The following is a 22,178-nucleotide window of genomic DNA, read 5'->3' as shown; positions in this document are numbered from 1 at the left end:
TACGCCTTTGTTATTAGCTTGTCTAATTTTAGAGAAAAAATAAGTCTTGGCACTAGTTTTAACTGTTTTTTTCTAGTTTTGTCGAATGGGAAGGGACTATTTCATTTTTACCGAATTAAATATGTAAACATAATAACGAGCGAAGGGGTGAGGAAGGTGACAATCGCGGCTCGAAGGCTATCATATTCGAATAATGGAATGGATAGGCAAACATTCGCAAATTCATTGCAGCAAATATCAGATCAGTTAAGATGGGTTGATCAAAAATTAACGATGAAAGTGGATAATGAAATCGTTGATGCATTCTATTCTCAGCAAAAAAAGATTAACAAAATACAAGCAAATATAAACCATGTAAAATGAACTCTTTTCGGATCTATTGGCCGACCAATAAGCAGGTGAAAGTCGTGCAAACCGCCCTCTATTCATGATAAAGTAAAAGAGACTTTATCAAAAGGGCGGTTTTTCGATAATGGAACTAAAGGAACAAACCGAAACATTAAAAAAATATTTAGATCAATTGAAGGAACAGTATGAACATAATGATCCTCCAAAAGATAAAAGAGATAAGGAATTCTTTTCATATGTAAAAGAAACTACTTCACCAATATATAAACTTGTGGAAGATTGGGAAGAGAACGCACTAACAGCGATCAAACAAAGGAAAGCAAATGTCCACCCACAGCAAGTACAGTCAACACGGGAAAACTTGGAACTGCTTTTAATGCACAGTTTTTATATCGATGTAAAACGGAAGCGCTATATGGAATTGAATCATTCCATCCATTACGTCCTCGATCAATTACAAAGGGAAATAACGGATTAAAAGCGCTTTACATTCACTGCATTGTTTCGTATAATTACTTTCCACTTGGAGTGAAAGGGGAAAGCGGAATGAACAAAGAGGGTTTAATCAATGAGGCAAAAAAAATGACAGAAAAAGCGTATGTTCCTTATTCAAACTTTCCGGTTGGTGCAGCTTTGCTAACCGGTACAGGGAAAGTGTATACTGGATGCAATATTGAAAATGCAGCATTCCCGGTTACCTGCTGTGCAGAACGGGTTGCTATCTTTAAAGCAATTTCAGATGGAGAAACAGACTTTAAAGAAATGGCTGTTGCAGCGAATACGGAAAGGCCAGTCCCACCATGCGGATCATGTCGTCAGGTAATGAGTGAGTTTTTCGACAAATCAATGCATGTCCATTTGGCAAACCTGGACAACAATACAAAAACAGTCACTGTTGAAGAACTATTACCTTTTTCGTTCCAGTCAGATGATATGGCAAGGTCAAATTAAAAGGAGCTGTTGTTATCCAGCTTCTTTTTTAAAAGTAAAGAGAGTATAAAAATTTAGGCTCTATTCTGCTTACGTCAGAGTTGGCCATGTCTAGCTCCAGCGCTAAAGCCAAGCAAACTTCACGCTCCTACACTACGATAAGTCAACATCGGTTCGGGTAGGAAGGAAGGCCGACTAAGAACGGCCTTTGCGGCCAACGTCGGCATACCCCTGTTGCAGGGGCATGTTTCCTTTATCTCATTGCGGAGTGCTCCAGTTTGTACGTTGCTAAACGGGCGCTTCCGCTTTTCTTATTTAAAATGGCATATATACAAAAAAGATTAATACAATTAAAATTGACATTAGCTTGTTTATTTGAAAAAATATAGATGAACTTTGTGCAGAATATGAGGTGATGATAACAATGAACGTGAATCGCATTCAACTCAGTGGAAAAGAAATTCTCGAGAAGAATTTCAAAACAGCTATGCGCGGTTATAACCAGGAAGAAGTAGATGAATTCCTAGATACAATCATACAAGACTATGAAGCATTTCAACAGGAAATCGAACGGCTTGAACAAGAAAATGAGCGATTAAGAAAACATTCTGATCAAACCAGAACACGGACACAAGCACCGAATCATCAGGTTAATTATGACATTTTAAAACGTTTATCCAACCTGGAAAAAGCAGTATTTGGCAAAAATGTCGCCGACTCTCAATAAGTACTTTTTTTAACAGTGAAACAGCACGAAAAATGTGGTATACTGTTTACAGATGAGAATTGAATACTTGTGTAATCGCTGCATGTCACATGCAGAGGAAAGTCCATGCTCACACAAACTGAGACGTTTGTAGTGTTCGTGCTTGACGAAATCATAAGTCAAGGTAGCCTTCATTGGTTAACGGCAGGAGAAATTCCTATAGTCTAAAATGATATGGAATACGCTCCTTGAAGGTGCCACAGTGACGTAGTCCAGGTGGAAACGCCTGGAGTGGAACGAGGTAAACCCCGCGAGTGAGCAACCCAAATAATGGTAGGGGCATCCTTTAGTAGGGAAATGAACCGAAAAAGGGACAAGCTATTCGCTTGTAGATAGATGATTACGACCAAAGTACAAGGCTGACCACCGATGGAGTACAATGGAACAGAACATGGCTTATCGAGTATTCAATGGTCGAAAACGAAACCAAACCTTTCTATTGGCATATTACTTGCCGAGTAGAAAGGTTTTTTGTGTTTTAAGATTTGTTGTCTGGTTTTCTTTTTACTTTTCGTAACAGAATGGTAAACTAAAAGTAATCTACATAAAGGAAACGAGTGAAGGTATGGTACACCATGTAAAAATAATCGCGACAGCGGCAATGGGATTGGAATCTGTCGTTGCAAATGAAGTAAAAGGACTTGGTTATGATGCAGAGGTTGAAAACGGTAAAGTACGCTTTCGAGCACCAGTTTCAGCAATCTCACGTTGTAATTTATGGCTTCGTTCAGCCGATCGGGTTCGCTTGCTTGTTGGCGAATTTACCGTGAAAACATTTGATGAGCTATTTGAACAGACGAAAGCACTGCCTTGGGAAGATTTTATAAGTGAAGATGGGCAATTTCCCGTATCTGGCAAATCGGTAAAATCAATATTACATAGTGTCCCAGACTGTCAAGCTATTGTAAAAAAGGCAATTGCTGAACGATTGAAACTGAAATATGGACTAGCGACAAAAATGCCGGAAACAGGTGCACTTTACAAGGTGGAGGTTGCACTACATAAGGATACTGCCCAACTGACCATTGATACGTCCGGGACAGGGCTCCATAAACGCGGATATCGGGTTGGTCAAGGGGAAGCACCATTAAAAGAAACAATGGCTGCAGCACTTGTCCTGCTAACGAATTGGAAACCAGATGATACATTGATTGACCCATTTTGCGGTTCCGGTACGATCCCGATTGAGGCAGCACTGATTGGGCAAAATATTGCACCTGGATTTAACCGGGAGTTTGCCTCGGAAAATTGGGGATTCATAAAAGGTTCCGTTTGGGAGCAGGCGTTTGAAGAGGCAGAGGATTTGGCAAATTATGATCAGCAGCTTGATATCATTGGCACAGATATCGACCATAAGATGGTAAAAATCGCAATGGATAATGCAACAGAGGCAGGACTTGGCGATTTAATCCAGTGGAAACAAATGCAAGTGAAGGATTTATTTATCCGCAAACAAAATGGTTATATCATTGGTAATCCGCCATATGGTGAGCGAATAGGGGACCATAAGACCATTGCAGCGATGTACAAAGACCTGGGGAATATCATGAAAGACCATCCAAGCTGGAGTGTGTACATTCTTACTGCATTTCAAGATTTTGAAAAGCATTATGGACAAAAAGCAACGAAAAAGCGAAAACTTTTTAATGGATTCATTCGTACTGATTATTACCAGTACTTTGGAAAGAGACAGAGGGGAGAGATTTGATGGAAAACAATACAACGCTATTGGAAAAGGATTTTCGGGAATTATTGAAGGAACAGAATGCTTATCGGGAAGCAATCGCACTGACGCAATGGGATATGCGGACAAAAATCCCGAAAAAAGGTATAGAACAGCGGGCAGAGGTTGTTGGCTTCCTGTCCGAAAAACTGCATCAATTGGAAACCTCAGAGAAAGTGAAATATTTTATTGATATGTTAAAAGACAAAACGGGGGACGAGGTAATCGCGAAAACAGTAGAGGATTGTGAAGAAACGTACGAACGCAATAAAAAAATTCCGCACGACGAATTCAAAGCGTATGTCATGCTGCAAGCAAAATCAGAGGCTGTTTGGCAGGATGCAAGAGAGAAAGCTGACTTCTTAATGTTTCAGCCATATTTGGAAAAATTAGTTGATTACAATAAAAAATTTGCGAACTATTGGGGATATGAAGATAACATCTATGATGCCCTTTTACATGAATATGAGCCAGGGGTTACGACAAAGACTTTGGATGATGTATTTCCTAAGCTCAGAAAATCATTAACGTCCTTACTTGAACAAATCAATCAAAGCAGTACAAAACCGGATCCTTCTGTATTAACCGGACACTTTCCGAAGCAGGATCAACGGGCATTTACATTAGACGTTTTAAAGCAAATGGGGTATGATTTTGCTTCTGGCCGACTTGATGAAACGATTCATCCATTTGCAATTGGCATAAATCAGAACGATGTCCGGGTTACAACGAGGTACGATGAGGAAGATTTCCGAATGGCTGTGTTTGGCACCATCCATGAAGGGGGACATGCCCTTTACGAGCAGAATATCAGCGGGAAGCTTGCTGGAACACCGCTTGCAGCCGGAACTTCAATGGGCATCCATGAATCACAATCGTTATTTTGGGAAAATTTTGTCGGACGCAGCAAAGCTTTTTGGCAAACCCATTATCATCTGTTTAAATCGTATGCACCAAGCCATTTCGATACCGTAATACTTGATGTTTTCTACCGTGCAGTCAATGAGGTGAAAGCATCATTCATCCGTATCGAAGCAGATGAATTAACCTATCCACTCCACATCATGATCCGTTATGAATTGGAAAAGGCATTGATTAATGGTGATATTATGGTTGCCGATTTGCCGCATCTGTGGAACGAAAAGATGGTGGATTATCTTGGGATAAAACCGCCAACTGATCGGGAAGGTGTATTACAGGATATTCACTGGGCCGGCGGCGATTTCGGCTATTTTCCATCCTATGCACTCGGTTACATGTATGCCGCCCAGTTCCAGCAGGCAATGGCAAAAGATCTGAACCTTGATGGTGTAATAGCAAATGGCGATTTTGCCCAAATTAGACAATGGCTTACAAAAAACATCCATCAATACGGAAAAATGAAAAAACCATTAGAAATTATTAATGAAGTAACAAATGAATCGTTAAATCCGGATTATTTGGTTGCTTACCTGACCAATAAATATACCGATATCTATAACCTGTAAAAAACAGGGAGCGTTGCTCTCCTGTTTTTTACAGGAATACCACTACCTCTAAGTGTGAGTAAAACAAAAAACGTAAAGGTAGGGCAGGAAGGGGATCCCTCCTACTGAAGGAAGTTTCGCTTTATTTAGGGTGTATATTGGTTATTTTGTTACTTTGATTAATCCGGCAGCACCTTTTGTAGCATGATTGAATTGATGTGTAACAAATTTATAGTCGCCAGCTTCTTTTAAAGTGAACTCGACGACTGCTCCTCCACTAGCTGGCAGCATGATCGTTTGCATTCCTTTATAGTGGTTTGCCGGGTTACCATCGATGTATACATCATCAAACATAGTTCCGATCACATGGAAACTGCTTACTTCATTTGGTCCAACATTATTTACGTAGATCCGTACTTTGTCACCTTCCTTGGCCTCAAGCGGTGAATGGATAACTGCTCCAACTGTACCATTTGTATTTGGCTGGCCTTGATGCAGTGCCTTTGTGGAAAATACGACGTGAGATGGTACACCATTTGTCATATCATCCAGATCATTGTATTTATACCATTCGTTTTGAATAACAACATATTCTTTATCCACTTCCTGATCTGTCGGGTATCCATCAGCTGGCTTGACAATAATCACCCCGTGCATTCCATTTGCGATGTGAGAGAGAACAGGGTCTGTCCCGCAGTGATACATAAATACTCCAGGATTGGATGCCTGGTAAGAGAATGTTCCTTCTTCATTTGGTGCAACATCGGTAAAATTTTTACTTGGAGCTGTGTGTACCGCATGGAAATCCATGCTATGTGGGATTGCCGGATCATGATTTTCCAATGTAAAATGGATCGTATCACCCTCATTTACTACAACTAGCGGACCCGGCGCCTGACCGTTAAATGTCCATGCTTTATAAACGTTTCCTTCGTCAATTTCAATGTCGGAAATTTGGGCTGTCATCTTCACGTATACATCTGATCCATCTCGTTCCATTTCCAAAGGGATTGGTTTTTCATTAAGATCCGCGTGTTGCTTGATAACATTTGGTGTTTTTGCGTTCACGGTTTCAGCAGCTTTTTCAAGATCAGGAGACACTTCTGGTTTGGTTTCATTTGTTTCATTTGCACAAGCAGCTAGCAGTAGTACTAATGAACTTAGTCCGACAATTGCACGAAACCCAAGCTTTTTAAACATGATTACTCACCCCATAAATGTTTTGATGGATAAGTAGAGCTTTTCCATCCAGTCATAAAAGACTTAAGTTGTTCTACCGAATGACTGAATGGTTTATCTTATCCTCACTTTCAGTTTAGTTGATAAAGACAGTTGACAAGCGTGATCCAGATCACAGATGTATTGTGCGTATGTGAACAATATTTGACTGATAATTAATGTGATTAGTATGGTTAATAACCTTGATATAGTAATAATAGTGGGGATGATTGAAGGGAATAAAATATGTTATCTTTCGCTATATTTGTGATTTATTTCACAATAAATTGAGAGAGTTAACAAGATATAAAACATGAAAGGACGCATTGGTTCTAACCAATGCGTCTCGGTTTAAAGCAGTTCCTATTTTAAGAATTTCCAATTGGCCAATCAAATGGTGGTGACCCTGGTGGCGAATGCTGGATAATATCCATAAATGGAATGGTATAAGCGAAAAGAATGAGTACTACTGTTAAGCCAATCCAAAGCCTCCAGTTCTCCAGGAATTTAGGTGTTGGCTCTGCATCTTTTTCCTCTTCAGCAATCGGAAATTCCTCTGTACCTTTTGGCGCGAAAAAGGTGAGATTAAGAAAGATGTATACCATTAATAAGATACCTATAAATAAAATAGTACCACCAATTGCCTGACCAATCTGATAACCAATCCAGTCCGATGCCTGCTCTGTACCACTATATGTGGAATAAGCAGAGCGCCTTGGTGCGCCAAGCAGTCCAGCAATGTGCATGGATCCGGACATAAAGAACATTCCAACAGTCCAAATGATCGTTTGGATAATCCCCAGTCTGTTTATCTTCGCCGTCAGCTTACGACCGGTCAAAACCGGGATAAGCCAGTAGGAGATACCGAAAAACGTCAAGATAACCGTTGTAGCTACCGTTAAGTGAAAATGCCCGGTAACCCAGATAGTGTTGTGGACAACAGCGTTTAGCTGGTGGGACGCATTAATGATCCCGCCTGTTCCTGCCGGGATAAAGGCCAGCATACCGATCATCGGTGCGAAAAAGCGTACATCCTTCCATGGCAAATGTTTAAACCAGCCAAACAAGCCGCCAAACCCTTTTTTTCTTCCGGTTATTTCAAATGTGGCAAACAACGAAAACGCCGTTAATAATGATGGGATGATGACCATAAATGTTAATACAACTTGAATGAATTTCCATGTTGGATCAATTCCCGGTTCTGTTAGCTGATGGTGAAATCCAACCGGAATCGAGAACATGATAAATAAAACAAACGCTAAACGGGCAAGTGAATCACTGAATATTTTACCACCGATAATTTTTGGGATAATCGCATACCATGCCATGTATGCCGGCAGCAGCCAAAAATAGACTAATGGATGGCCAAAATACCAGAATAAAGTCCGGCTGACTAGTACGTTAATTGTCTCTGCATAGCCTAATGACCATGGAATGAATTGGACAAGTACGGTAGCAGCAACACCAAGCGTTGCGATTAACCATAATATCATGTTTGCTACAACCATAAATGCTAATAGTGGTGATTTTACCCCTTTATGCACTTTTTTCCATCGATACAACTGATGAAAATTAACAAAGCAGGCGACCCAGCTGCCGATAATGACCAGCGCCAAACCAATGTAAAAAACGGGATGTGCCTTAAGTGGGGCATAAAAGGTATAAAGTACATTCGCTTTTCCTAATAAAATAGTTGTTGCAGTCATAATTGTCCCGACAAGCATCACCCAAAAGCCGAGCCAGGCAATTTTCCGTTCCTTTACGGTCATTCCAACTGTTTTACCCATTAATGCATATTGAAACCCAATAATAAAGTACGTTGTCAGGACTAAACCGAGAATAACCCCGTGAACGGTTAATATCTGATAATAATCGATTCCCCACGGAAGGGTCAAGGTGCCGGATCTGACCAGCGTTTGCAGAAGTCCCATCAAACCACCGATTAATAAAGAAATAAATGCTACAGCAATAAAAGCCAGCGAAAGTTTTTTATTCGCTTTCGTTAATTGTAATGTTTCACTTAACATTATTCTGTCACCTCCACAATCGCTCCCATAAGATGGTGCCCTGTCCCACAATACTCATTGCATAATAAGGTGTATTCTCCGGGCTCCTCCAAGATCGTTTCATAGCTGCTTATATAACCAGGTTCGACCATCATATTGACATTTGTTCCAGCTAATGAGAAACCGTGAACAACATCTTTTGAGGTTACTTGAAATAAAACAGTAGAACCTTTGGGGATACTTAACTTCTTAACCAGTGACCCATCATCATTTTTTCCCAAATCATAATTAAACGCGGAAGCAGCAACATTCACAATGTATTGCTTATCATCAACCTTTGTCAGTCCGAGGTTATCCGGCTGGAAGGCTTCATTTGCTTCGATGTTTTCGGGATCAATCGTCATCATATGGCTTTGCGGATGTGTTCCTTTATAAAAAGCACCGACTCCAATTACGACTAAAAAGACAATTAATGAACCAATTCCAAATAATAACCAGATCTTTTCATATTTGTGTAAATGCATAATTGATACTCCTTTCAAATGTGTGTTCAAAACTTATCTGGACATAAATAATGCATACACACCTGCCCAACTAACAATAATAAACACACCTAGCAACATGACAGATATAAAGGTACCTTTTAACTCTGGATTTTTCTTTTGTGTACTCGATTCATCTGTTTTCTTTGGCAAACCGGCCATCTCATTCCCTCCTTTTCAGCAATAATAGCTGTCTTTTGTTTTCATTCTACTTAATCTGAATAGGTAAACTGTGACAAACCTCACAAATAAACCAAAAGTCACAATTTTGACATCCTTTGCTAGAAAAAAATTCAATTCCTTATGGTCATGGAGCGGATTTGTCATAAATATCATCAAATAACACAGACTATCTTTAAAAAGGTGATTATATGACATACATTTGTTCAGCAGGTGTCGGTATTCCCAACTACGAAATCACCCAACAGGAGATAAAGGGACTGGTAGGTGAGTTATTCCCATACACAGAAAAACAGTTAGTAAGACTACTGCCGGTTTTTGATCATGCTGCAATAACGAAACGGCAATTTGCGGTAGCGAAAGATTGGTTTAAAGAAAGCCATACATTTCAGGAAAAAAATAATTTATATCAAATGTATGCCTGTCAATATGCACTTGAGGCCATTGATCATTGTCTTCTAAATCAGCAATTTTTGAACAAAGCTGTTTCATATGAAGCAATCGACATGATAATCTTTGTTTCAAGCACCGGTATTGCTACACCATCACTTGATGCGCACTTGTTCAATAAACGCCCGTTTCGGGAAGATGTGAGGCGAATGCCATTGTGGGGTCTTGGTTGTGCGGGGGGAGCAATCGGGTTATCCCGGGCATATGATTTTCTCGAGGGACACCCTGACAAAACAGTACTGGTTGTATGCGCAGAATTATGCAGTTTAACATTTCAAAAAGATGATCATAAAAAGAGCAATCTGGTTGGCAGTGCATTATTTGGTGATGGAATCGGTGCTGTATTGATGTGTGGCAATCATTCTTCCTATCGTTTTTACCGAACAAAAGTCTTACCTAAAATAAAACGTACAAGTTCGTTTACAAAGAAAAACAGTCTCCCTGTGATGGGCTGGGATATTACCAACAATGGGCTGGAAGTTGTCTTTTCCAAAAGTATCCCCAATCTTGTCCGGACACTTTGGAAAGACCATATCAATACATTTTTGCAAAACGTTAATTTAACAGAAAAATCGATTCACTCGTTTATCGTTCATCCAGGTGGAAAGAAAGTGTTACAGGCGATGGAGGGGACATTACATATTACTGCGGAAAAACTGGAGCATTCGTATCAAGTGTTACGAAACCACGGAAATATGTCCTCGGCCACGGTGATTTATGTGTTACTTGAATGGATGAAAGAAACGGTCAAGGAAAAAGAGCAGAGTATAGTATCTGCATTGGGACCGGGGTTTAGTTCAGAACTATTATTATTGGAGTGGAACAAATGACGACATGGATGGGCTTATTAATTGGTGTAATAATCTGTCAGCGGTTGGCAGAGCTGTTTATCGCAAAAAGTAATGAGAAATGGATGAAGGCGCGAGGGGGAATTGAGAAAGGAAAAAAACATTACAAATGGTTCATTATGCTCCACGTGTTGTTTTTTCTTGCTGTTATTTTTGAGGCCTCAGCAAATGATACTGCAGAGCGGCAATTAAATTACTTTTTGTTCACGATCTTTATCGCTGCCCAGCTAGGCAGGTTTTGGTGCATCCATACGTTAGGCAGGTTTTGGAATACAAAAATAATTGTACTGCCTGGTGTATCACTTATTAAGAAGGGGCCTTATAAATATATGAAGCATTCAAATTACTTGATTGTGTTAGTGGAACTGTTTGTCATTCCGCTTTTAGTCGGTGCTTATTTTACCGCAATCCTGTTCCCGCTCCTGCACCTTGGGCTGTTAAAATTACGGATACCAAACGAAGAGAGGGCATTGACAAAAGCGACGTGAGAATACAACCTTAATAAAACGCAAAAGGCGGTAATCCAGTGTGATTACCGCTTTAGTATATTCGTTAAATTATTTTTTTACTACATTAGCTGCTTGCGGGCCACGTTCACCTTCAACAATTTCAAACGACACTTCTTGTCCTTCTTCAAGTGTTTTGAAACCTTCTTCTTGAATTGCGGAATAATGTACAAATACATCGTTTCCATCCTCGATTTGAATGAATCCATAACCCTTTTCCGCGTTGAACCATTTTACTACTCCGTTTTCCATTGTATTAAATCCTCCCTAAAACTTTCACGCAAAAGCATGCATACACATCCTCTAAAACGTGGTGATAATACAAAGCAGGATGATAGAAAAAAGGCAACCCATATAGAAGCGTAGGATCATAAGTTACATCCACTTCTATAGAAGCTGCCTGCCGTTCATGATTCCATACATCTTCTTTGCTTGTGTAAATAATAGCTTATTTTAATTGCCTCGTCAAGAATTAGCCTTAAAAATTCACTATTTTTTCAGATCTTTTAGGGGATGTTCAGGAAGCTCAGAAAATGATAGGCGGCCAACTCAGGCACTTGCTTGCTTCTCCGTTTTTTGGCTAATATTGCACCTTTCCCGCTTGCAATGTGAATTCTGAGAAGTTTTCCTTGGTGCTTTCAATCGCGCCGCCTTGACTTTCAAGACGCAATTCAATGATTTTTGAACCCCCACTTATAGCTATATTTTTACCGCCATTCACGTTATAATGAAGGCGTCTTCATAAATAAAGGATGGGGAAGGGAGTAATCAGGATGAAAACAGATATTGAAATTGCACAGGAAGCGAAACTGAAACCAATCAGAGAAATAGCGGAAAGTCTTGATTTAACGGAAGATGATTGGGAGCCATACGGACATACGAAAGCGAAATTGTCCGATAGGCTGCTGAAGAAATTGGATCGTGTACCAGACGGAAAGGTTATTTTAGTTACATCGATTAATCCAACCCCGGCTGGCGAAGGAAAATCAACGGTTACAGTTGGGCTGGGACAAGCACTGCATAAAATTGGGGAGAAAGCGATTATTGCGTTACGTGAGCCTTCCCTGGGACCCGTAATGGGGATGAAAGGGGGAGCAGCTGGCGGCGGTTATGCACAGGTACTCCCGATGGAAGATATCAATTTGCATTTTACCGGTGATTTGCACGCCATAACAAGTGCGAATAATGCATTATCGGCTATGATTGACAATCATATTCAACGGGGAAACAAGTTGCAGATTGACCCCCGAAGAATTGAATGGAAACGAGTGCTGGATATGAATGATCGTGTGTTAAGGCAAATTGTTGTCGGATTGGGCGGTCCTAAACAAGGGGTTCCAAGAGAAGATGGGTTTACCATTACCGTTGCCTCGGAAATAATGGCAATTCTCTGCCTTGCAACTGGACTGGACGACTTAAAAGAACGGTTGGCTCGGATTGTTATCGGCTATACGTTTAAGGAAAAACCAGTAACCGTTAAGGATTTGAAAATAGAAGGTGCGCTTGCGTTACTGCTGAAGGAGGCAATCAAACCAAATTTGGTGCAAACGGTGGAAAACACGCCGGCAATCATTCACGGTGGCCCATTTGCCAATATTGCTCACGGCTGTAATAGCATTTTAGCAACAAAAACAGCTGCGAAATTAGGCGACTATGTTATAACCGAAGCGGGATTTGGCGCTGATTTGGGTGCCGAGAAATTTTTGGACATTAAAACACGGGCCGGTAACTTTGAACCAAGTGCAGTTGTCATTGTTGCAACCGTCCGAGCATTAAAAATGCATGGCGGTGTTGAGAAAGACCAGTTGACGACGGAAAATGTGGAAGCTTTGAAACAAGGCATGGCTAATCTTGAAAAGCATATCGAAACAATTGAACACTTTGGCTTGCCATATGTTGTGGCAATTAATAAGTTTCCGACAGATACCGAAAAGGAAACAAATTTTATTCATTCATGGTGCAGGGAAAAAGGAATTGATGTCGCCCTAACCGATGTATGGGCACACGGGGGAGAAGGTGGTATTGAATTAGCAGAAAAGGTTGTTCAAAAAGCGAACACAAAAGAACGTCATTTTAATCGAGTGTATGAATTAGACGAGCCGTTGGAAACCAAAATACGGAAAATAGCTCAAAAGGTTTACGGTGCAGTCGATATCGAATTTGCTGCGAAAGCAAAAAAACAACTGCAATTTTATCAGCAGCAAGGCTGGGGTAATCTGCCTGTCTGCATGGCCAAAACACAATATTCATTATCCGATAACCCGGCATTACTAGGAAGGCCTTCAGGATTCACCATAACAATCAGAGAATTGCGTGCTTCCATTGGTGCAGGATTTATCGTTGTTCTGACGGGGGAGATGATGACAATGCCTGGATTGCCCAAGCATCCAGCCGCATTAAATATGGATGTTACAGCTGATGGCAAGATTGCAGGATTATTTTAATGGAAAAAGGGGAACAGTTACTAAAAATACAAAATTATTGTCTCCCGCTTTTCCAGGACGATGCAACTGGCCATGATTTTTTTCATATGAAACGTGTTGCACGAATGGCGCGCTTGATTGCAAAGGAAGAAAATGCGGATACGTTCATTTGTGAGGCAGCAGCATGGCTCCATGACGTCGGCGATCATAAACTTTTTGCCGATCCTGAAAAAGCATTAAAAGAGACAGATTTATTTTTACAATCAATTGACATTACAGATGAATGGTTAAAACAAATAAAAACGGCAATGAAGGATGTTTCTTTCAGCAAAGGGCAGATACCGGAAACAATCGAAGGAAAAATAGTTCAGGATGCAGACAGGCTTGATGCTATTGGTGCGATTGGCATAGCCAGAACCTTTGCCTATGGAGGGGTCAGAGGGCAGTTGATTTATCATGATACGAATAGGGATAAGACATCGATCCAGCATTTTTATGATAAATTGTTGAAATTAAAAGCTGGGATGCATACAAAAACAGCAAAGCGGATCGCAGCTGAACGACACCTCTTCATGGAGGAATATTTGGCCCGATTTTTCAAGGAGTGGTGAAAAATAGCCGGTTTAGGTACTCAAAATCACTTAATCGAAAATCAATCTTTTTGGCGGCCTTTTTAAAACAAGTCGGGCAAGGAACCACCCTGCCCGACTTGTTTTTATCTTGTATTAATCTTAATCACCAACAGGTTCTTTCTGTGCTCTTCCGGTTTGCAACAGCCAATAATGCTGAAATATTTCCGTTATTCCGATGAGAAGACCAGTTAGGACCGCTCCCCAGAAGGTAACGTTTGTATCGACAAAAAGCATCGCTCCGAAATAAACTACTAGTGACGCGACAATAAAATCAATTGCCGTGCTTAACCAATTTGTGTTCTCACGTAACATCCATACTTCCATAAAATAGCCGATAACTGCCAAAACGACACCAATGATAATTGGCTGATACCAATAAGCAAAATCAACATTGGGAAAAATCCATGAAGCAAGTATAATGCCTACCGGACAGACAATTAATTTTACGATAAATCCACTCATTTTTATCCCACCTTTAAATATGATTACGCCTAGTATTCACCATATTGACGAGATTATTACAAAATGAGTGGATTTGTTCAAAAGACCATGTTACATTACGTGTTTAAATCCGTTTTGCTCCCAAATATTTTGCTTCCCAATAGGAATTGTTCATTTCGCTTATTTCGACCCCACGTGATTCCCCGGCGTGGATAAATTTTCCGTCACCCAAATAGATTCCCATGTGTGACGGACCTGGTTTATAGGTTTCAAAAAAGACCAGATCACCAACTGAGGGGCTGTCAACAGGTGAGGCAAAATTCCAGATATCACTAACCGTTCTTGGTGTAGTAATATCATGGGTTTGATATACATATTGAATGAATCCGCTGCAATCAAATCCACCTGGCGATTCTCCTCCCCATACATAGGGGGTGCCAACGTATTGGGTAGCGGCTTGTGCGATTTCAGCGTTATTGTTTCCTGTCACTTCCAAATTCATAACTTTACTTTTCTGGTTATCTGCTACCTGGTTTTGTTCCTCTGGCTGTGACTCTTGTTCGACTACTTTTTCCTGGCGGCTGCTTCCTTCTGCATCAGCCTTTTTGTATAATGCTGAGAGCTTTTGTTGTGTAACTTCATTCGTAAGCTCAATTCCAAGTTCGTCTTCAGCGGTTTCAAGTGCCCTGTTTGTCATCGGTCCGTAAATGCCGTCAATTTCCCCTTCATAATATCCAAAATAATGCAATGCTTGTTGAACTACTTTAACATCTTTGCTATGCAATCCAGGATAAATAGAATCAGATAAGTCCTTTATTTGCTCTAGATACATTGCCTTTTCCGCTTCAATTAATCTATATATCGTTTGAATGTCTGCCTGGCCTGTTACGACAACATTATTATCCTGTTGAAATTTTTTTAATGCATGTTCTGTCAGGATACCAAAATCACCATCCGTTTGATCGTCATAATAGGATAATTTATTCAGTTTTTGCTGTAATACACGAACTGTTTCTCCATGTTCGCCGTAGGAAAGAGTTTCTGCTTCCAATAGAAGTTTGTTTTGCAGGACAGGATATGCATCAACATAAACAGCGAGCGGCTGACTTAATACAAAGCTGTATAGCACGGATTGTTTGACAACTTGCTCTGGCAGTATATTTATCATGCAACGAGCTCCTTTCCCTTTTTTGTTCTTCTAATGGTGTTCAAAAGGAGGATAAACAGGAACGAGGTCGGTTAACGTCTGGAGGCATCCTGTTGCAACACCGCTGCCAGTACGTCTTGTGCGTCCAACTTGGAGGTGGCTTTATGAGAGCACCAGGGGAAAGCACTCCAAAGTATGCATCGCACGCAAAAAAGAAGTGGTATTCGGCAAGGATCGGGCTTGCACAGGACGTACCTGCTGTCTATTGACGTGGACGATTTGAGCAAAAAACCTCAAATGCTAATAGAAATCTCGAAACGTCATTTTTACCGGAATTTTGAACATCCTCTACACAGTTTTATGCCGAAATTAATGGTTTATGATCTACAGGAGATTACGTTTATGTTACAATGAATGAAAGAATGATTCGGTTTTATCCAGAACAAAGGCGCAAGCGCCGTTTAGCGGCGTATGGACTGCGCCCTGCCAAGCAGGGTGGTTCGGTGTTGCTGCGCAAAGCAGCGGTTTTAACCGAACATTCCTACGCAGGAGATAAAGGAAACATGCCCCTTCAAAAGGGGTAGACGTGAGTTGGCCGCAAAGGCCGTTCTTAGTCGGCCTTCCTTCCTACCCGAACCGATGTTGACTTATCGTACGGAGGCGGGTGTTGCACACTAGCCGCTGGGCGCTGGAGCCGGACGTGGCTTACTCTGCTGAGAGCAGAATAGAGCCTAAATTTATATACTTTTGTATGAAAACACTTATCGAGAAAAGCCAATACAAAGCTAGACCCTTCATCATTCAATTTTTTGAAGGGGTTAAATTATCTACGGACTTTATTTGTGATCTAAAGATAAAATACTATGTCCTTTCTTTGAACAAATTTAGCAATTTTGGTTAGGGTCTCCTTTATATTATAGTTAATGGAGGATGACCACATTACCAATATAACAATACAAATGACAGTAGTATTATTGAAAAACTTTTGTATACGTGTTCTAGTCACAATAGATGGTACTTCTATACTGTCACAACCCGTTTCTTATACAGGGTATCCCCTTTCAGGATCCACCAGAGTATTTTCGGCCTTGTTGTATTGTTATTAAACTGTATTGGCAATAAATGAATGTGATATACCTCCTATCCAGGCTAGAAATTCTTTTTCATCATAGATGGTGGCTGCGCGAATGCGGAGCCATGTTGGTTTCTTATCTCACGAGATTAACGGACTGTAATACACCATCTCTAAGTGTCAGTAAACTTGAAGGAGAGGTAAACAAGCCCGTAAATTCCTGATTTGTCGTGGGGAGGAAACCCTCACTGAATGAAGTTTCACTTTATGAACCAAATTACCACAAAACACGGGGGTTGAAATAATGCTGAAGGATGAACAAGCATACCTGGACTTATGTAAAACTGTTCTCAAAAATGGAGCTAAGAAAGAGGATCGTACAAACACTGGAACATATTCGGTGTTCGGCCATCAAATGCGGTTTGATTTAAGCAAAAGCTTTCCACTTTTAACGACAAAAAAGGTTCCGTTTCGTTTAGTAGCAAGTGAACTGCTTTGGTTTATTAAAGGAGACACTAATATTCGCTATTTAGTTAAACATAAAAATAACATCTGGAATGAATGGGCATTTAAAAAATGGGTAGAGAGCCCGGATTATGAGGGACCAGACATGACGGATTTCGGTAATCGCTCGCAGTGGGATCCGGATTTTAATGCGCGGTATCAGGAACAGATGACTATATTTAAAGAGAAAATCCTTCATGATGACACATTTGCTGCAACATATGGTGATCTTGGTTCGGTTTACGGTAAACAATGGCGTGCATGGAAAACGTCAAAGAACGAAACGATCGATCAATTAAAAAACGTCATTGATTCGATACGTACAAACCCGGATTCCCGCCGCCACATTGTTACTGCCTGGAACCCGGAGGACGTACCATCCAACATGGCGCTGCCACCATGTCATACGTTATTCCAGTTTTATGTTGCCGATGGGAAGCTTTCCTGTCAATTGTATCAGCGCAGTGCAGATATCTTTTTAGGTGTTCCGTTTAATATCGCAAGCTACGCGCTGTTAACACGTTTAATTGCACATGAATGTAACCTGAATGTCGGTGAGTTTATTCATACTTTAGGGGATGCACATATATATGCCAATCACATCGAACAAGTAAACATTCAGCTGGAGCGGGAACCAAGGGCATTTCCTAAACTAAACCTGAATCCGGAAAAAGAAACAATATTTGACTTTGAAATAACGGATTTTGAAATTGTGGACTACCATCCACATCCAGCTATTAAAGCGCCAATAGCTGTATAAATAAGGAGGAATTTACGTTGATTTCACTTCTCTTTGCCATGAGCCAAAATCAAGTTATTGGTTCAGAAGGAGATTTACCTTGGCATTTACCGAACGACTTGCGGTTTTTTAAAGAATTAACAACCGGTCATACCATTATTATGGGAAGAAAAACGTACGATTCCATTGGCAAGGCACTGCCGAACAGGAAAAATGTCGTTATTACAAAAAAGGATGAACAGCAATTCCCCGATAGCGTTCATGTCATTCATGATCTGGAAGCAGTCGAAAGGTGGAACGAAGCAAACCCAGATGAAGAGTTTTTTGTGATTGGTGGCGGTGCAATTTTTGAACAGCTCATAAACCACGCTGATCGTATGTATATTACATTTATTGATGCTTCATTTGCTGGCGACACACATTTTCCTATTTTCACAATGGACGAATGGTCGCTTACATCAAAAATAAAAGGGGAGAAGGATGAAAAAAATCCTTATGATTATTACTTTTTACAATATGATCGAAGGTAAGGCGGTATGATGAACAGCTGTGGTGTCATTCTTTCGGGCGGTAAGTCATCAAGAATGGGAGAAAACAAGTCATTACTACCATTAAATGATAAACCGGTAATTGAGCATATTGCAAACGAATTGACATTGATTAGTGATAAGGTTATTGTTGTCACAAACGAGCCTTCTGTGTATACATTTCTTGATTTACCACTTGTGGCAGACAGGTATTTTGACAAAGGCCCTTTAGCGGGGCTTGAGACAGCATTGTACCATCATCAGGCAGACGTTTATTTCGTTACTGCCTGTGACATGCCGTTTATCAATCGGCGGGTTTACTCGTATCTGCAAGAGCATTTAAACGATTACGATGCCGTTATTCCGATATATGAAAATCAGCTCCAGCCGCTTGCGGGAATATACAGGAGATCCGTATTGCCGGTAATCCAGCGGCATTTGGATAACGATAATCGAAAAGTACTAAGTATAGTTGACGATATTCGTGTCAACTATATTCATGAATTTGGCACAATTCCGGCTTATGTACGAACAAAACATTTCTTTAATATGAATAATCCGGCACAATACGAACAAGCTAAGTTGTCTTGGCAAAGGAATTTGTGTTAAAATATGTAGGCTATAAGAGATGTATTTTTAGAACAAAGGCGCAAGCGCCCGATTAGCGGCGTATATGCTGGACTGAACCGCAGGAGATAAAGGAAACACGGTGAGCTGGAAGCGAACCGATGTTGACTTATCGTACGGAGGTGAGGGAAGTCCACTAGTCGCTGGACGCTGGAGCCGGACGTGGCTTATCCTGCTGATAGCAGAACAGAGCCTAAATTTATATACTTTCTTATCTTTTAAAAAATAATTCCAAGTCAATTGCGTTGGCTTTATAATTAATGACAAAGAGGTGTACATATGTTTGCAAATATAGGATTTCCAGGATTGATTTTAATTTTAATCATTGCATTAGTCATTTTTGGTCCTAAAAAACTGCCGGAAATCGGTAAAGCAGCTGGTCATACATTAAAGGAATTCAAAAATTCGGCACGTGACCTGACAAGTGATGTTACGGATGAAGTAAAGGAAGCAAAAGAAATTATTGATGGCAAAGAAAGCAAATATAATCATTCGGAGTGATACATTATGTTTAGCAATATCGGTATTCCAGGGTTAATTTTAATTCTGATCGTTGCATTAGTCATATTTGGTCCTTCCAAGCTTCCCGAAATTGGCAAGGCATTTGGGAATTCACTAAAAGAATTTAAAAATGCTACAAAAGATATTGTCTCTGATGATGATAAAAAGGATAGCAACAAATAATACCAGTGATGGATTCCGAGAAGGTGTAAGGGCAATAACCTTACATCTTCTTTTGTGCTAGTCTAGGTAAATATTGAAATTTATGTGCTAGGCGCTTGCACTTTTGTGCTACTAACCGGGAGGAGTGTAAGGCAATGTCTGAAGATCAACAACAAACTGAAAATGAAAAGGAAATGAATATTACCGGACATTTATCCGAGTTAAGAAATAGACTAATCGTAACTGCAGTATTTTTTGTACTGTTTTTTATCCTTGGCTTTGTTTATGTGAAAGATATCTACGGTTTTTTTGTGAATGATTTGAAATTCACGTTAAATGTCATCAGCCCCGGGGAAATTATCTGGGTTTATTTTACCATGGCCGGGTTAGTTGCAGTTATTGGAACCATTCCTATTTTATTTTTGCAAATTTGGCTCTTTGTCAAACCGGGGTTAACCCCTGCTGAGCGAAAAGCGTCTGCTGCCTATATTCCGGCGGTCTTTCTATTATTTATTGGTGGACTGGCATTTGGCTACATTATTTTTATTAAGCTTATTTTACCGTTTTTGCTATCATTAAATGACGGGATGTTCAATGAGCTTTTTACCGTTGACAAATATTTTAAATTTTTGCTGCGTGTAACAATACCATTTGCGATCCTTTTTGAAATTCCGATTATTGCTATGTTCTTAACCAGTCTTGGAATTCTCACACCCGATTTTATGCGAAAAACACGAAAATACGCCTATTTTGTATTAATTATTATCGGGGCAATTGTCACGCCACCAGACTTTGTGCTGCAAATTGTTGTGGCAATCCCACTAATCATTCTATATGAAATAAGTATTTCTCTCTCCCGGATCGTATACAGGAAAAAGCTGAAAAAGCATCAGGAATTCATGGAACAGGACAGCTTTGAATAGGGGTGATATATGTTGCGCTCATTTTACCATTATATGATGACATACCGGGGGAAAAAACAACCTGACAACAGGAGCAGACTCGCTGATTGGATGTTTTATGATCATGATTTTCCAAAACATGCAATAGATTATGGAGAAATTTCAAGCTACCTGGAATGGAATAGTCCATTCCCAAATGCGCTGATGGTGTTTGATGAAGTATGGGATCTATATAAACGTGATGAAGAATGAAAAACTCTGGAGCAGATCCGGAGTTTTTTTGTTAAAATGGAACTAATAGAGGAGTTCAAAGTCACCAGCCAATTTGGCGACTTTTTAACACGTACTCATAAGGGGATGATGAAGTGAAGCTCTTACATACAGCAGACTGGCATTTAGGTAAGATTGTTAACAGTGTGCATATGACAGAAGAACAAGATTATGTACTAAATCAATTAATGGAAATTGTGAAAGAAGAACAACCAGATTGTCTGATTATTGCGGGTGATTTATACGATCGGGCTGTACCGCCAAAGGAAGCTGTTGAACTGCTAAATAAAATGTTAACCACTTTGATTATTGATTGCAACATCCCGGTGCTGGCGATTGCTGGAAATCACGATAGCCCTGACAGGCTTGAATTTGGCAATCAGTTGTTCCGGTCACAGCAATTGTATATTGAAACGAAATTATCAGCACCGCTCATGCCAATTACGATTCATGATGAATTTGGTCCAGTACATTTTCATTTAATTCCATACGTGGAGCCTGCAGAGGTTCGGTCATTTTTTGATAACGAAGAAATTACATCCCATCATACGGCAATGGAAGCAATCATCGATCATATTAAACAAAACAACGACATGAAAGAGCGTCATCTGTTTATTGGACATGCTTTTTTGGCTGGTGGAATGGAGTCAGAATCAGAAGAAAGGTTGTCTATGGTTGGTGGAAGCCCCTATATTGATGCATCACTGTTCAGCGATTTTTCTTACGTTGCGTTTGGCCATTTGCATCAGGCACAGCGCATAACAAGGGATACGATTCGTTATAGCGGGTCGATCTTAAAATATTCCTTTTCTGAAGCAAATCACAATAAATCAGTTACCATTGTAGAAATGAATGAAACGGGACATTGTGATTTGCGATTGATCCCCTTAATCCCAAAACATGATATGAAAGTAGTTGAGGGATATTTCCAGGAGTTAATGGATTACCCGGTGGAGAATACGGATGACTTTTTACATATCCGGTTACTTGATGAAGGAGAAATTATCGATCCAATGAATAAGCTGCGGAGCATTTACCCGAATATCCTTCGACTTGAACGTAAGGGACTGGCCAGATCTGCCAGTTTAGGGGATTTACAGCAAATCAGACAGCAGCAATCAAAGTCACATAGCGAATTATTTTCATCCTTTTTTGAAGAGATAAAAGGAGCACCGATAACAGCGGAACGGAAACAATATGTCGAAAAAATTGTTACCCAATTACTAAAAGACGAGAGAGGGGAGTAAG

At 40.2% G+C, this 22,178-nt stretch carries 25 protein-coding genes and 1 other RNA gene; 19 read left to right on the top strand and 7 right to left on the bottom strand.

Going from position 1 to position 22,178, the window contains the following annotated elements:
* Positions 1-156 precede the first annotated feature (156 nt).
* The 7 genes from CZ382_RS06675 to CZ382_RS06645 all read left to right on the top strand — a co-directional run bounded on the left by CZ382_RS06675 (position 157) and on the right by CZ382_RS06645 (position 5,254).
* Entirely contained in the window at positions 157-363 is a 207-nt protein-coding gene (locus CZ382_RS06675) for a hypothetical protein (RefSeq protein ID WP_088050426.1), read from the top strand.
* A 109-nt stretch (positions 364-472) separates the two neighbouring features.
* Positions 473-826: a DUF1798 family protein gene (locus CZ382_RS06670; RefSeq protein WP_088050425.1), complete on the top strand. Its 354-nt coding sequence runs from the start codon at positions 473-475 to the stop codon at positions 824-826.
* 68 nt (positions 827-894) lie between these two features.
* Complete coding sequence (locus tag CZ382_RS06665; protein ID WP_088050424.1) at positions 895-1,299, top strand: cytidine deaminase; 405 nt, start codon at positions 895-897, stop codon at positions 1,297-1,299.
* 403 nt (positions 1,300-1,702) lie between these two features.
* Positions 1,703-2,005, top strand: coding sequence for a cell division regulator GpsB (gpsB, locus tag CZ382_RS06660; RefSeq protein WP_088050423.1), 303 nt, complete (start codon positions 1,703-1,705; stop codon positions 2,003-2,005).
* A gap of 63 nt (positions 2,006-2,068) precedes the next feature.
* An RNA gene (gene rnpB, locus CZ382_RS06655) (RNase P RNA component class B) lies at positions 2,069-2,448 on the top strand.
* 161 nt (positions 2,449-2,609) lie between these two features.
* The gene (locus CZ382_RS06650) at positions 2,610-3,752 is read left to right on the top strand and encodes a THUMP domain-containing class I SAM-dependent RNA methyltransferase (protein ID WP_088050422.1); all 1,143 of its coding nucleotides are present in this window, start codon (positions 2,610-2,612) and stop codon (positions 3,750-3,752) included.
* Positions 3,752-5,254: a carboxypeptidase M32 gene (locus tag CZ382_RS06645; protein ID WP_088050421.1), complete on the top strand. Its 1,503-nt coding sequence runs from the start codon at positions 3,752-3,754 to the stop codon at positions 5,252-5,254. Before CZ382_RS06650 ends, CZ382_RS06645 begins: the two co-directional genes overlap by 1 nt.
* Positions 5,255-5,395: 141 nt before the next feature.
* Here the strand turns inward: CZ382_RS06645 and CZ382_RS06640 are convergent, their stop codons facing one another.
* The 4 genes from CZ382_RS06640 to CZ382_RS06625 all read right to left on the bottom strand — a co-directional run bounded on the left by CZ382_RS06640 (position 5,396) and on the right by CZ382_RS06625 (position 9,161).
* Positions 5,396-6,433, bottom strand: coding sequence for a multicopper oxidase domain-containing protein (locus tag CZ382_RS06640; RefSeq protein ID WP_088050420.1), 1,038 nt, complete (start codon positions 6,431-6,433; stop codon positions 5,396-5,398).
* A gap of 386 nt (positions 6,434-6,819) precedes the next feature.
* Positions 6,820-8,478 (bottom strand): b(o/a)3-type cytochrome-c oxidase subunit 1, encoded by a 1,659-nt coding sequence (locus CZ382_RS06635; RefSeq protein WP_088050419.1) that lies wholly within the window; start codon positions 8,476-8,478, stop codon positions 6,820-6,822.
* On the bottom strand, positions 8,478-8,981 hold the full coding sequence (locus tag CZ382_RS06630) for a cupredoxin domain-containing protein (protein ID WP_088050418.1): 504 nt from the start codon (positions 8,979-8,981) through the stop codon (positions 8,478-8,480). The genes CZ382_RS06635 and CZ382_RS06630 overlap by 1 nt, the downstream gene beginning before the upstream one ends.
* 33 nt (positions 8,982-9,014) lie before the next feature.
* Positions 9,015-9,161: a cytochrome c oxidase subunit 2A gene (locus CZ382_RS06625; protein WP_088050417.1), complete on the bottom strand. Its 147-nt coding sequence runs from the start codon at positions 9,159-9,161 to the stop codon at positions 9,015-9,017.
* A gap of 209 nt (positions 9,162-9,370) precedes the next feature.
* On the opposite strand from CZ382_RS06625, the gene CZ382_RS06620 reads away from it, so the two are divergent.
* Both CZ382_RS06620 and CZ382_RS06615 read left to right on the top strand, forming a co-directional pair.
* Positions 9,371-10,459 carry a type III polyketide synthase gene (locus CZ382_RS06620; protein ID WP_088050416.1) on the top strand — a complete coding sequence of 363 codons (1,089 nt, stop codon included), beginning with the start codon at positions 9,371-9,373 and terminating at the stop codon, positions 10,457-10,459.
* Complete coding sequence (locus CZ382_RS06615; RefSeq protein ID WP_088050415.1) at positions 10,456-10,965, top strand: isoprenylcysteine carboxyl methyltransferase family protein; 510 nt, start codon at positions 10,456-10,458, stop codon at positions 10,963-10,965. Before CZ382_RS06620 ends, CZ382_RS06615 begins: the two co-directional genes overlap by 4 nt.
* Before the next feature lie 69 nt (positions 10,966-11,034).
* On the opposite strand, the gene CZ382_RS06610 is transcribed toward CZ382_RS06615, so the two are convergent.
* On the bottom strand, positions 11,035-11,235 hold the full coding sequence (locus tag CZ382_RS06610) for a cold-shock protein (RefSeq protein WP_088050414.1): 201 nt from the start codon (positions 11,233-11,235) through the stop codon (positions 11,035-11,037).
* A 521-nt stretch (positions 11,236-11,756) separates the two neighbouring features.
* On the opposite strand from CZ382_RS06610, the gene CZ382_RS06605 reads away from it, so the two are divergent.
* Complete coding sequence (locus CZ382_RS06605; RefSeq protein WP_088050413.1) at positions 11,757-13,427, top strand: formate--tetrahydrofolate ligase; 1,671 nt, start codon at positions 11,757-11,759, stop codon at positions 13,425-13,427.
* On the top strand, positions 13,427-14,017 hold the full coding sequence (locus tag CZ382_RS06600) for an HD domain-containing protein (RefSeq protein ID WP_088050412.1): 591 nt from the start codon (positions 13,427-13,429) through the stop codon (positions 14,015-14,017). The genes CZ382_RS06605 and CZ382_RS06600 overlap by 1 nt, the downstream gene beginning before the upstream one ends.
* Before the next feature lie 120 nt (positions 14,018-14,137).
* Here CZ382_RS06600 and CZ382_RS06595 read toward each other — a convergent pair whose 3' ends face one another.
* A complete protein-coding gene (locus CZ382_RS06595; RefSeq protein WP_088050411.1) occupies positions 14,138-14,500 on the bottom strand; it encodes a DUF2512 family protein in 363 nt (120 codons plus the stop codon).
* A gap of 103 nt (positions 14,501-14,603) precedes the next feature.
* Entirely contained in the window at positions 14,604-15,647 is a 1,044-nt protein-coding gene (locus CZ382_RS06590; RefSeq protein ID WP_088050410.1) for a C40 family peptidase, read from the bottom strand.
* A 1,355-nt stretch (positions 15,648-17,002) separates the two neighbouring features.
* Between CZ382_RS06590 and CZ382_RS06580 the strand changes: the two genes are divergently transcribed.
* The 8 genes from CZ382_RS06580 to CZ382_RS06545 all read left to right on the top strand — a co-directional run bounded on the left by CZ382_RS06580 (position 17,003) and on the right by CZ382_RS06545 (position 22,177).
* Complete coding sequence (locus CZ382_RS06580) at positions 17,003-17,962, top strand: thymidylate synthase (RefSeq protein ID WP_088050408.1); 960 nt, start codon at positions 17,003-17,005, stop codon at positions 17,960-17,962.
* Between the two features lie 17 nt (positions 17,963-17,979).
* Positions 17,980-18,471, top strand: a complete 492-nt coding sequence (locus CZ382_RS06575) for a dihydrofolate reductase (protein WP_088050407.1) — start codon at positions 17,980-17,982, stop codon at positions 18,469-18,471.
* Between the two features lie 6 nt (positions 18,472-18,477).
* A complete protein-coding gene (mobA, locus tag CZ382_RS06570; protein ID WP_230856083.1) occupies positions 18,478-19,077 on the top strand; it encodes a molybdenum cofactor guanylyltransferase in 600 nt (199 codons plus the stop codon).
* 297 nt (positions 19,078-19,374) lie between these two features.
* Positions 19,375-19,596, top strand: a complete 222-nt coding sequence (locus CZ382_RS06565) for a twin-arginine translocase TatA/TatE family subunit (RefSeq protein WP_088050405.1) — start codon at positions 19,375-19,377, stop codon at positions 19,594-19,596.
* A 6-nt stretch (positions 19,597-19,602) separates the two neighbouring features.
* Complete coding sequence (locus CZ382_RS06560; protein WP_088050404.1) at positions 19,603-19,779, top strand: twin-arginine translocase TatA/TatE family subunit; 177 nt, start codon at positions 19,603-19,605, stop codon at positions 19,777-19,779.
* Positions 19,780-19,913: 134 nt separating this feature from the next.
* Positions 19,914-20,681 carry a twin-arginine translocase subunit TatC gene (gene tatC / locus CZ382_RS06555; protein WP_088050403.1) on the top strand — a complete coding sequence of 256 codons (768 nt, stop codon included), beginning with the start codon at positions 19,914-19,916 and terminating at the stop codon, positions 20,679-20,681.
* A gap of 12 nt (positions 20,682-20,693) precedes the next feature.
* Entirely contained in the window at positions 20,694-20,912 is a 219-nt protein-coding gene (locus tag CZ382_RS06550; protein ID WP_088050994.1) for a YozE family protein, read from the top strand.
* Between the two features lie 113 nt (positions 20,913-21,025).
* The gene (locus tag CZ382_RS06545; RefSeq protein WP_088050402.1) at positions 21,026-22,177 is read left to right on the top strand and encodes an exonuclease SbcCD subunit D; all 1,152 of its coding nucleotides are present in this window, start codon (positions 21,026-21,028) and stop codon (positions 22,175-22,177) included.
* The last annotated feature ends 1 nt before the right edge of the window (position 22,178 follow it).

The sequence above is a fragment of the Virgibacillus dakarensis genome (assembly GCF_900155625.1).
GTDB classification, from domain to species: Bacteria; Bacillota; Bacilli; order Bacillales; family Amphibacillaceae; genus Lentibacillus_C; species Lentibacillus_C populi.
Note: the sequence above shows the minus strand (reverse complement) of the source record. Positions and strands in the feature narration are given on the sequence as shown.

Excerpts from the sequence above, each read along its gene's own strand:
- CZ382_RS06670 (WP_088050425.1), top strand. The coding sequence starts at position 473 with ATGGAACTAAAGGAACAAACCGAAACATTAAAAAAATATTTAGATCAA.
- CZ382_RS06665 (WP_088050424.1), top strand. The coding sequence starts at position 895 with ATGAACAAAGAGGGTTTAATCAATGAGGCAAAAAAAATGACAGAAAAA.
- gpsB (WP_088050423.1), top strand. The coding sequence starts at position 1,703 with ATGAACGTGAATCGCATTCAACTCAGTGGAAAAGAAATTCTCGAGAAG.
- CZ382_RS06650 (WP_088050422.1), top strand. The coding sequence starts at position 2,610 with ATGGTACACCATGTAAAAATAATCGCGACAGCGGCAATGGGATTGGAA.
- CZ382_RS06645 (WP_088050421.1), top strand. The coding sequence starts at position 3,752 with ATGGAAAACAATACAACGCTATTGGAAAAGGATTTTCGGGAATTATTG.
- CZ382_RS06640 (WP_088050420.1), bottom strand. The coding sequence starts at position 6,433 with ATGTTTAAAAAGCTTGGGTTTCGTGCAATTGTCGGACTAAGTTCATTA.
- CZ382_RS06635 (WP_088050419.1), bottom strand. The coding sequence starts at position 8,478 with ATGTTAAGTGAAACATTACAATTAACGAAAGCGAATAAAAAACTTTCG.
- CZ382_RS06630 (WP_088050418.1), bottom strand. The coding sequence starts at position 8,981 with ATGCATTTACACAAATATGAAAAGATCTGGTTATTATTTGGAATTGGT.
- CZ382_RS06625 (WP_088050417.1), bottom strand. The coding sequence starts at position 9,161 with ATGGCCGGTTTGCCAAAGAAAACAGATGAATCGAGTACACAAAAGAAA.
- CZ382_RS06620 (WP_088050416.1), top strand. The coding sequence starts at position 9,371 with ATGACATACATTTGTTCAGCAGGTGTCGGTATTCCCAACTACGAAATC.
- CZ382_RS06615 (WP_088050415.1), top strand. The coding sequence starts at position 10,456 with ATGACGACATGGATGGGCTTATTAATTGGTGTAATAATCTGTCAGCGG.
- CZ382_RS06610 (WP_088050414.1), bottom strand. The coding sequence starts at position 11,235 with ATGGAAAACGGAGTAGTAAAATGGTTCAACGCGGAAAAGGGTTATGGA.
- CZ382_RS06605 (WP_088050413.1), top strand. The coding sequence starts at position 11,757 with ATGAAAACAGATATTGAAATTGCACAGGAAGCGAAACTGAAACCAATC.
- CZ382_RS06600 (WP_088050412.1), top strand. The coding sequence starts at position 13,427 with ATGGAAAAAGGGGAACAGTTACTAAAAATACAAAATTATTGTCTCCCG.
- CZ382_RS06595 (WP_088050411.1), bottom strand. The coding sequence starts at position 14,500 with ATGAGTGGATTTATCGTAAAATTAATTGTCTGTCCGGTAGGCATTATA.
- CZ382_RS06590 (WP_088050410.1), bottom strand. The coding sequence starts at position 15,647 with ATGATAAATATACTGCCAGAGCAAGTTGTCAAACAATCCGTGCTATAC.
- CZ382_RS06580 (WP_088050408.1), top strand. The coding sequence starts at position 17,003 with ATGCTGAAGGATGAACAAGCATACCTGGACTTATGTAAAACTGTTCTC.
- mobA (WP_230856083.1), top strand. The coding sequence starts at position 18,478 with ATGATGAACAGCTGTGGTGTCATTCTTTCGGGCGGTAAGTCATCAAGA.
- CZ382_RS06565 (WP_088050405.1), top strand. The coding sequence starts at position 19,375 with ATGTTTGCAAATATAGGATTTCCAGGATTGATTTTAATTTTAATCATT.
- CZ382_RS06560 (WP_088050404.1), top strand. The coding sequence starts at position 19,603 with ATGTTTAGCAATATCGGTATTCCAGGGTTAATTTTAATTCTGATCGTT.
- tatC (WP_088050403.1), top strand. The coding sequence starts at position 19,914 with ATGTCTGAAGATCAACAACAAACTGAAAATGAAAAGGAAATGAATATT.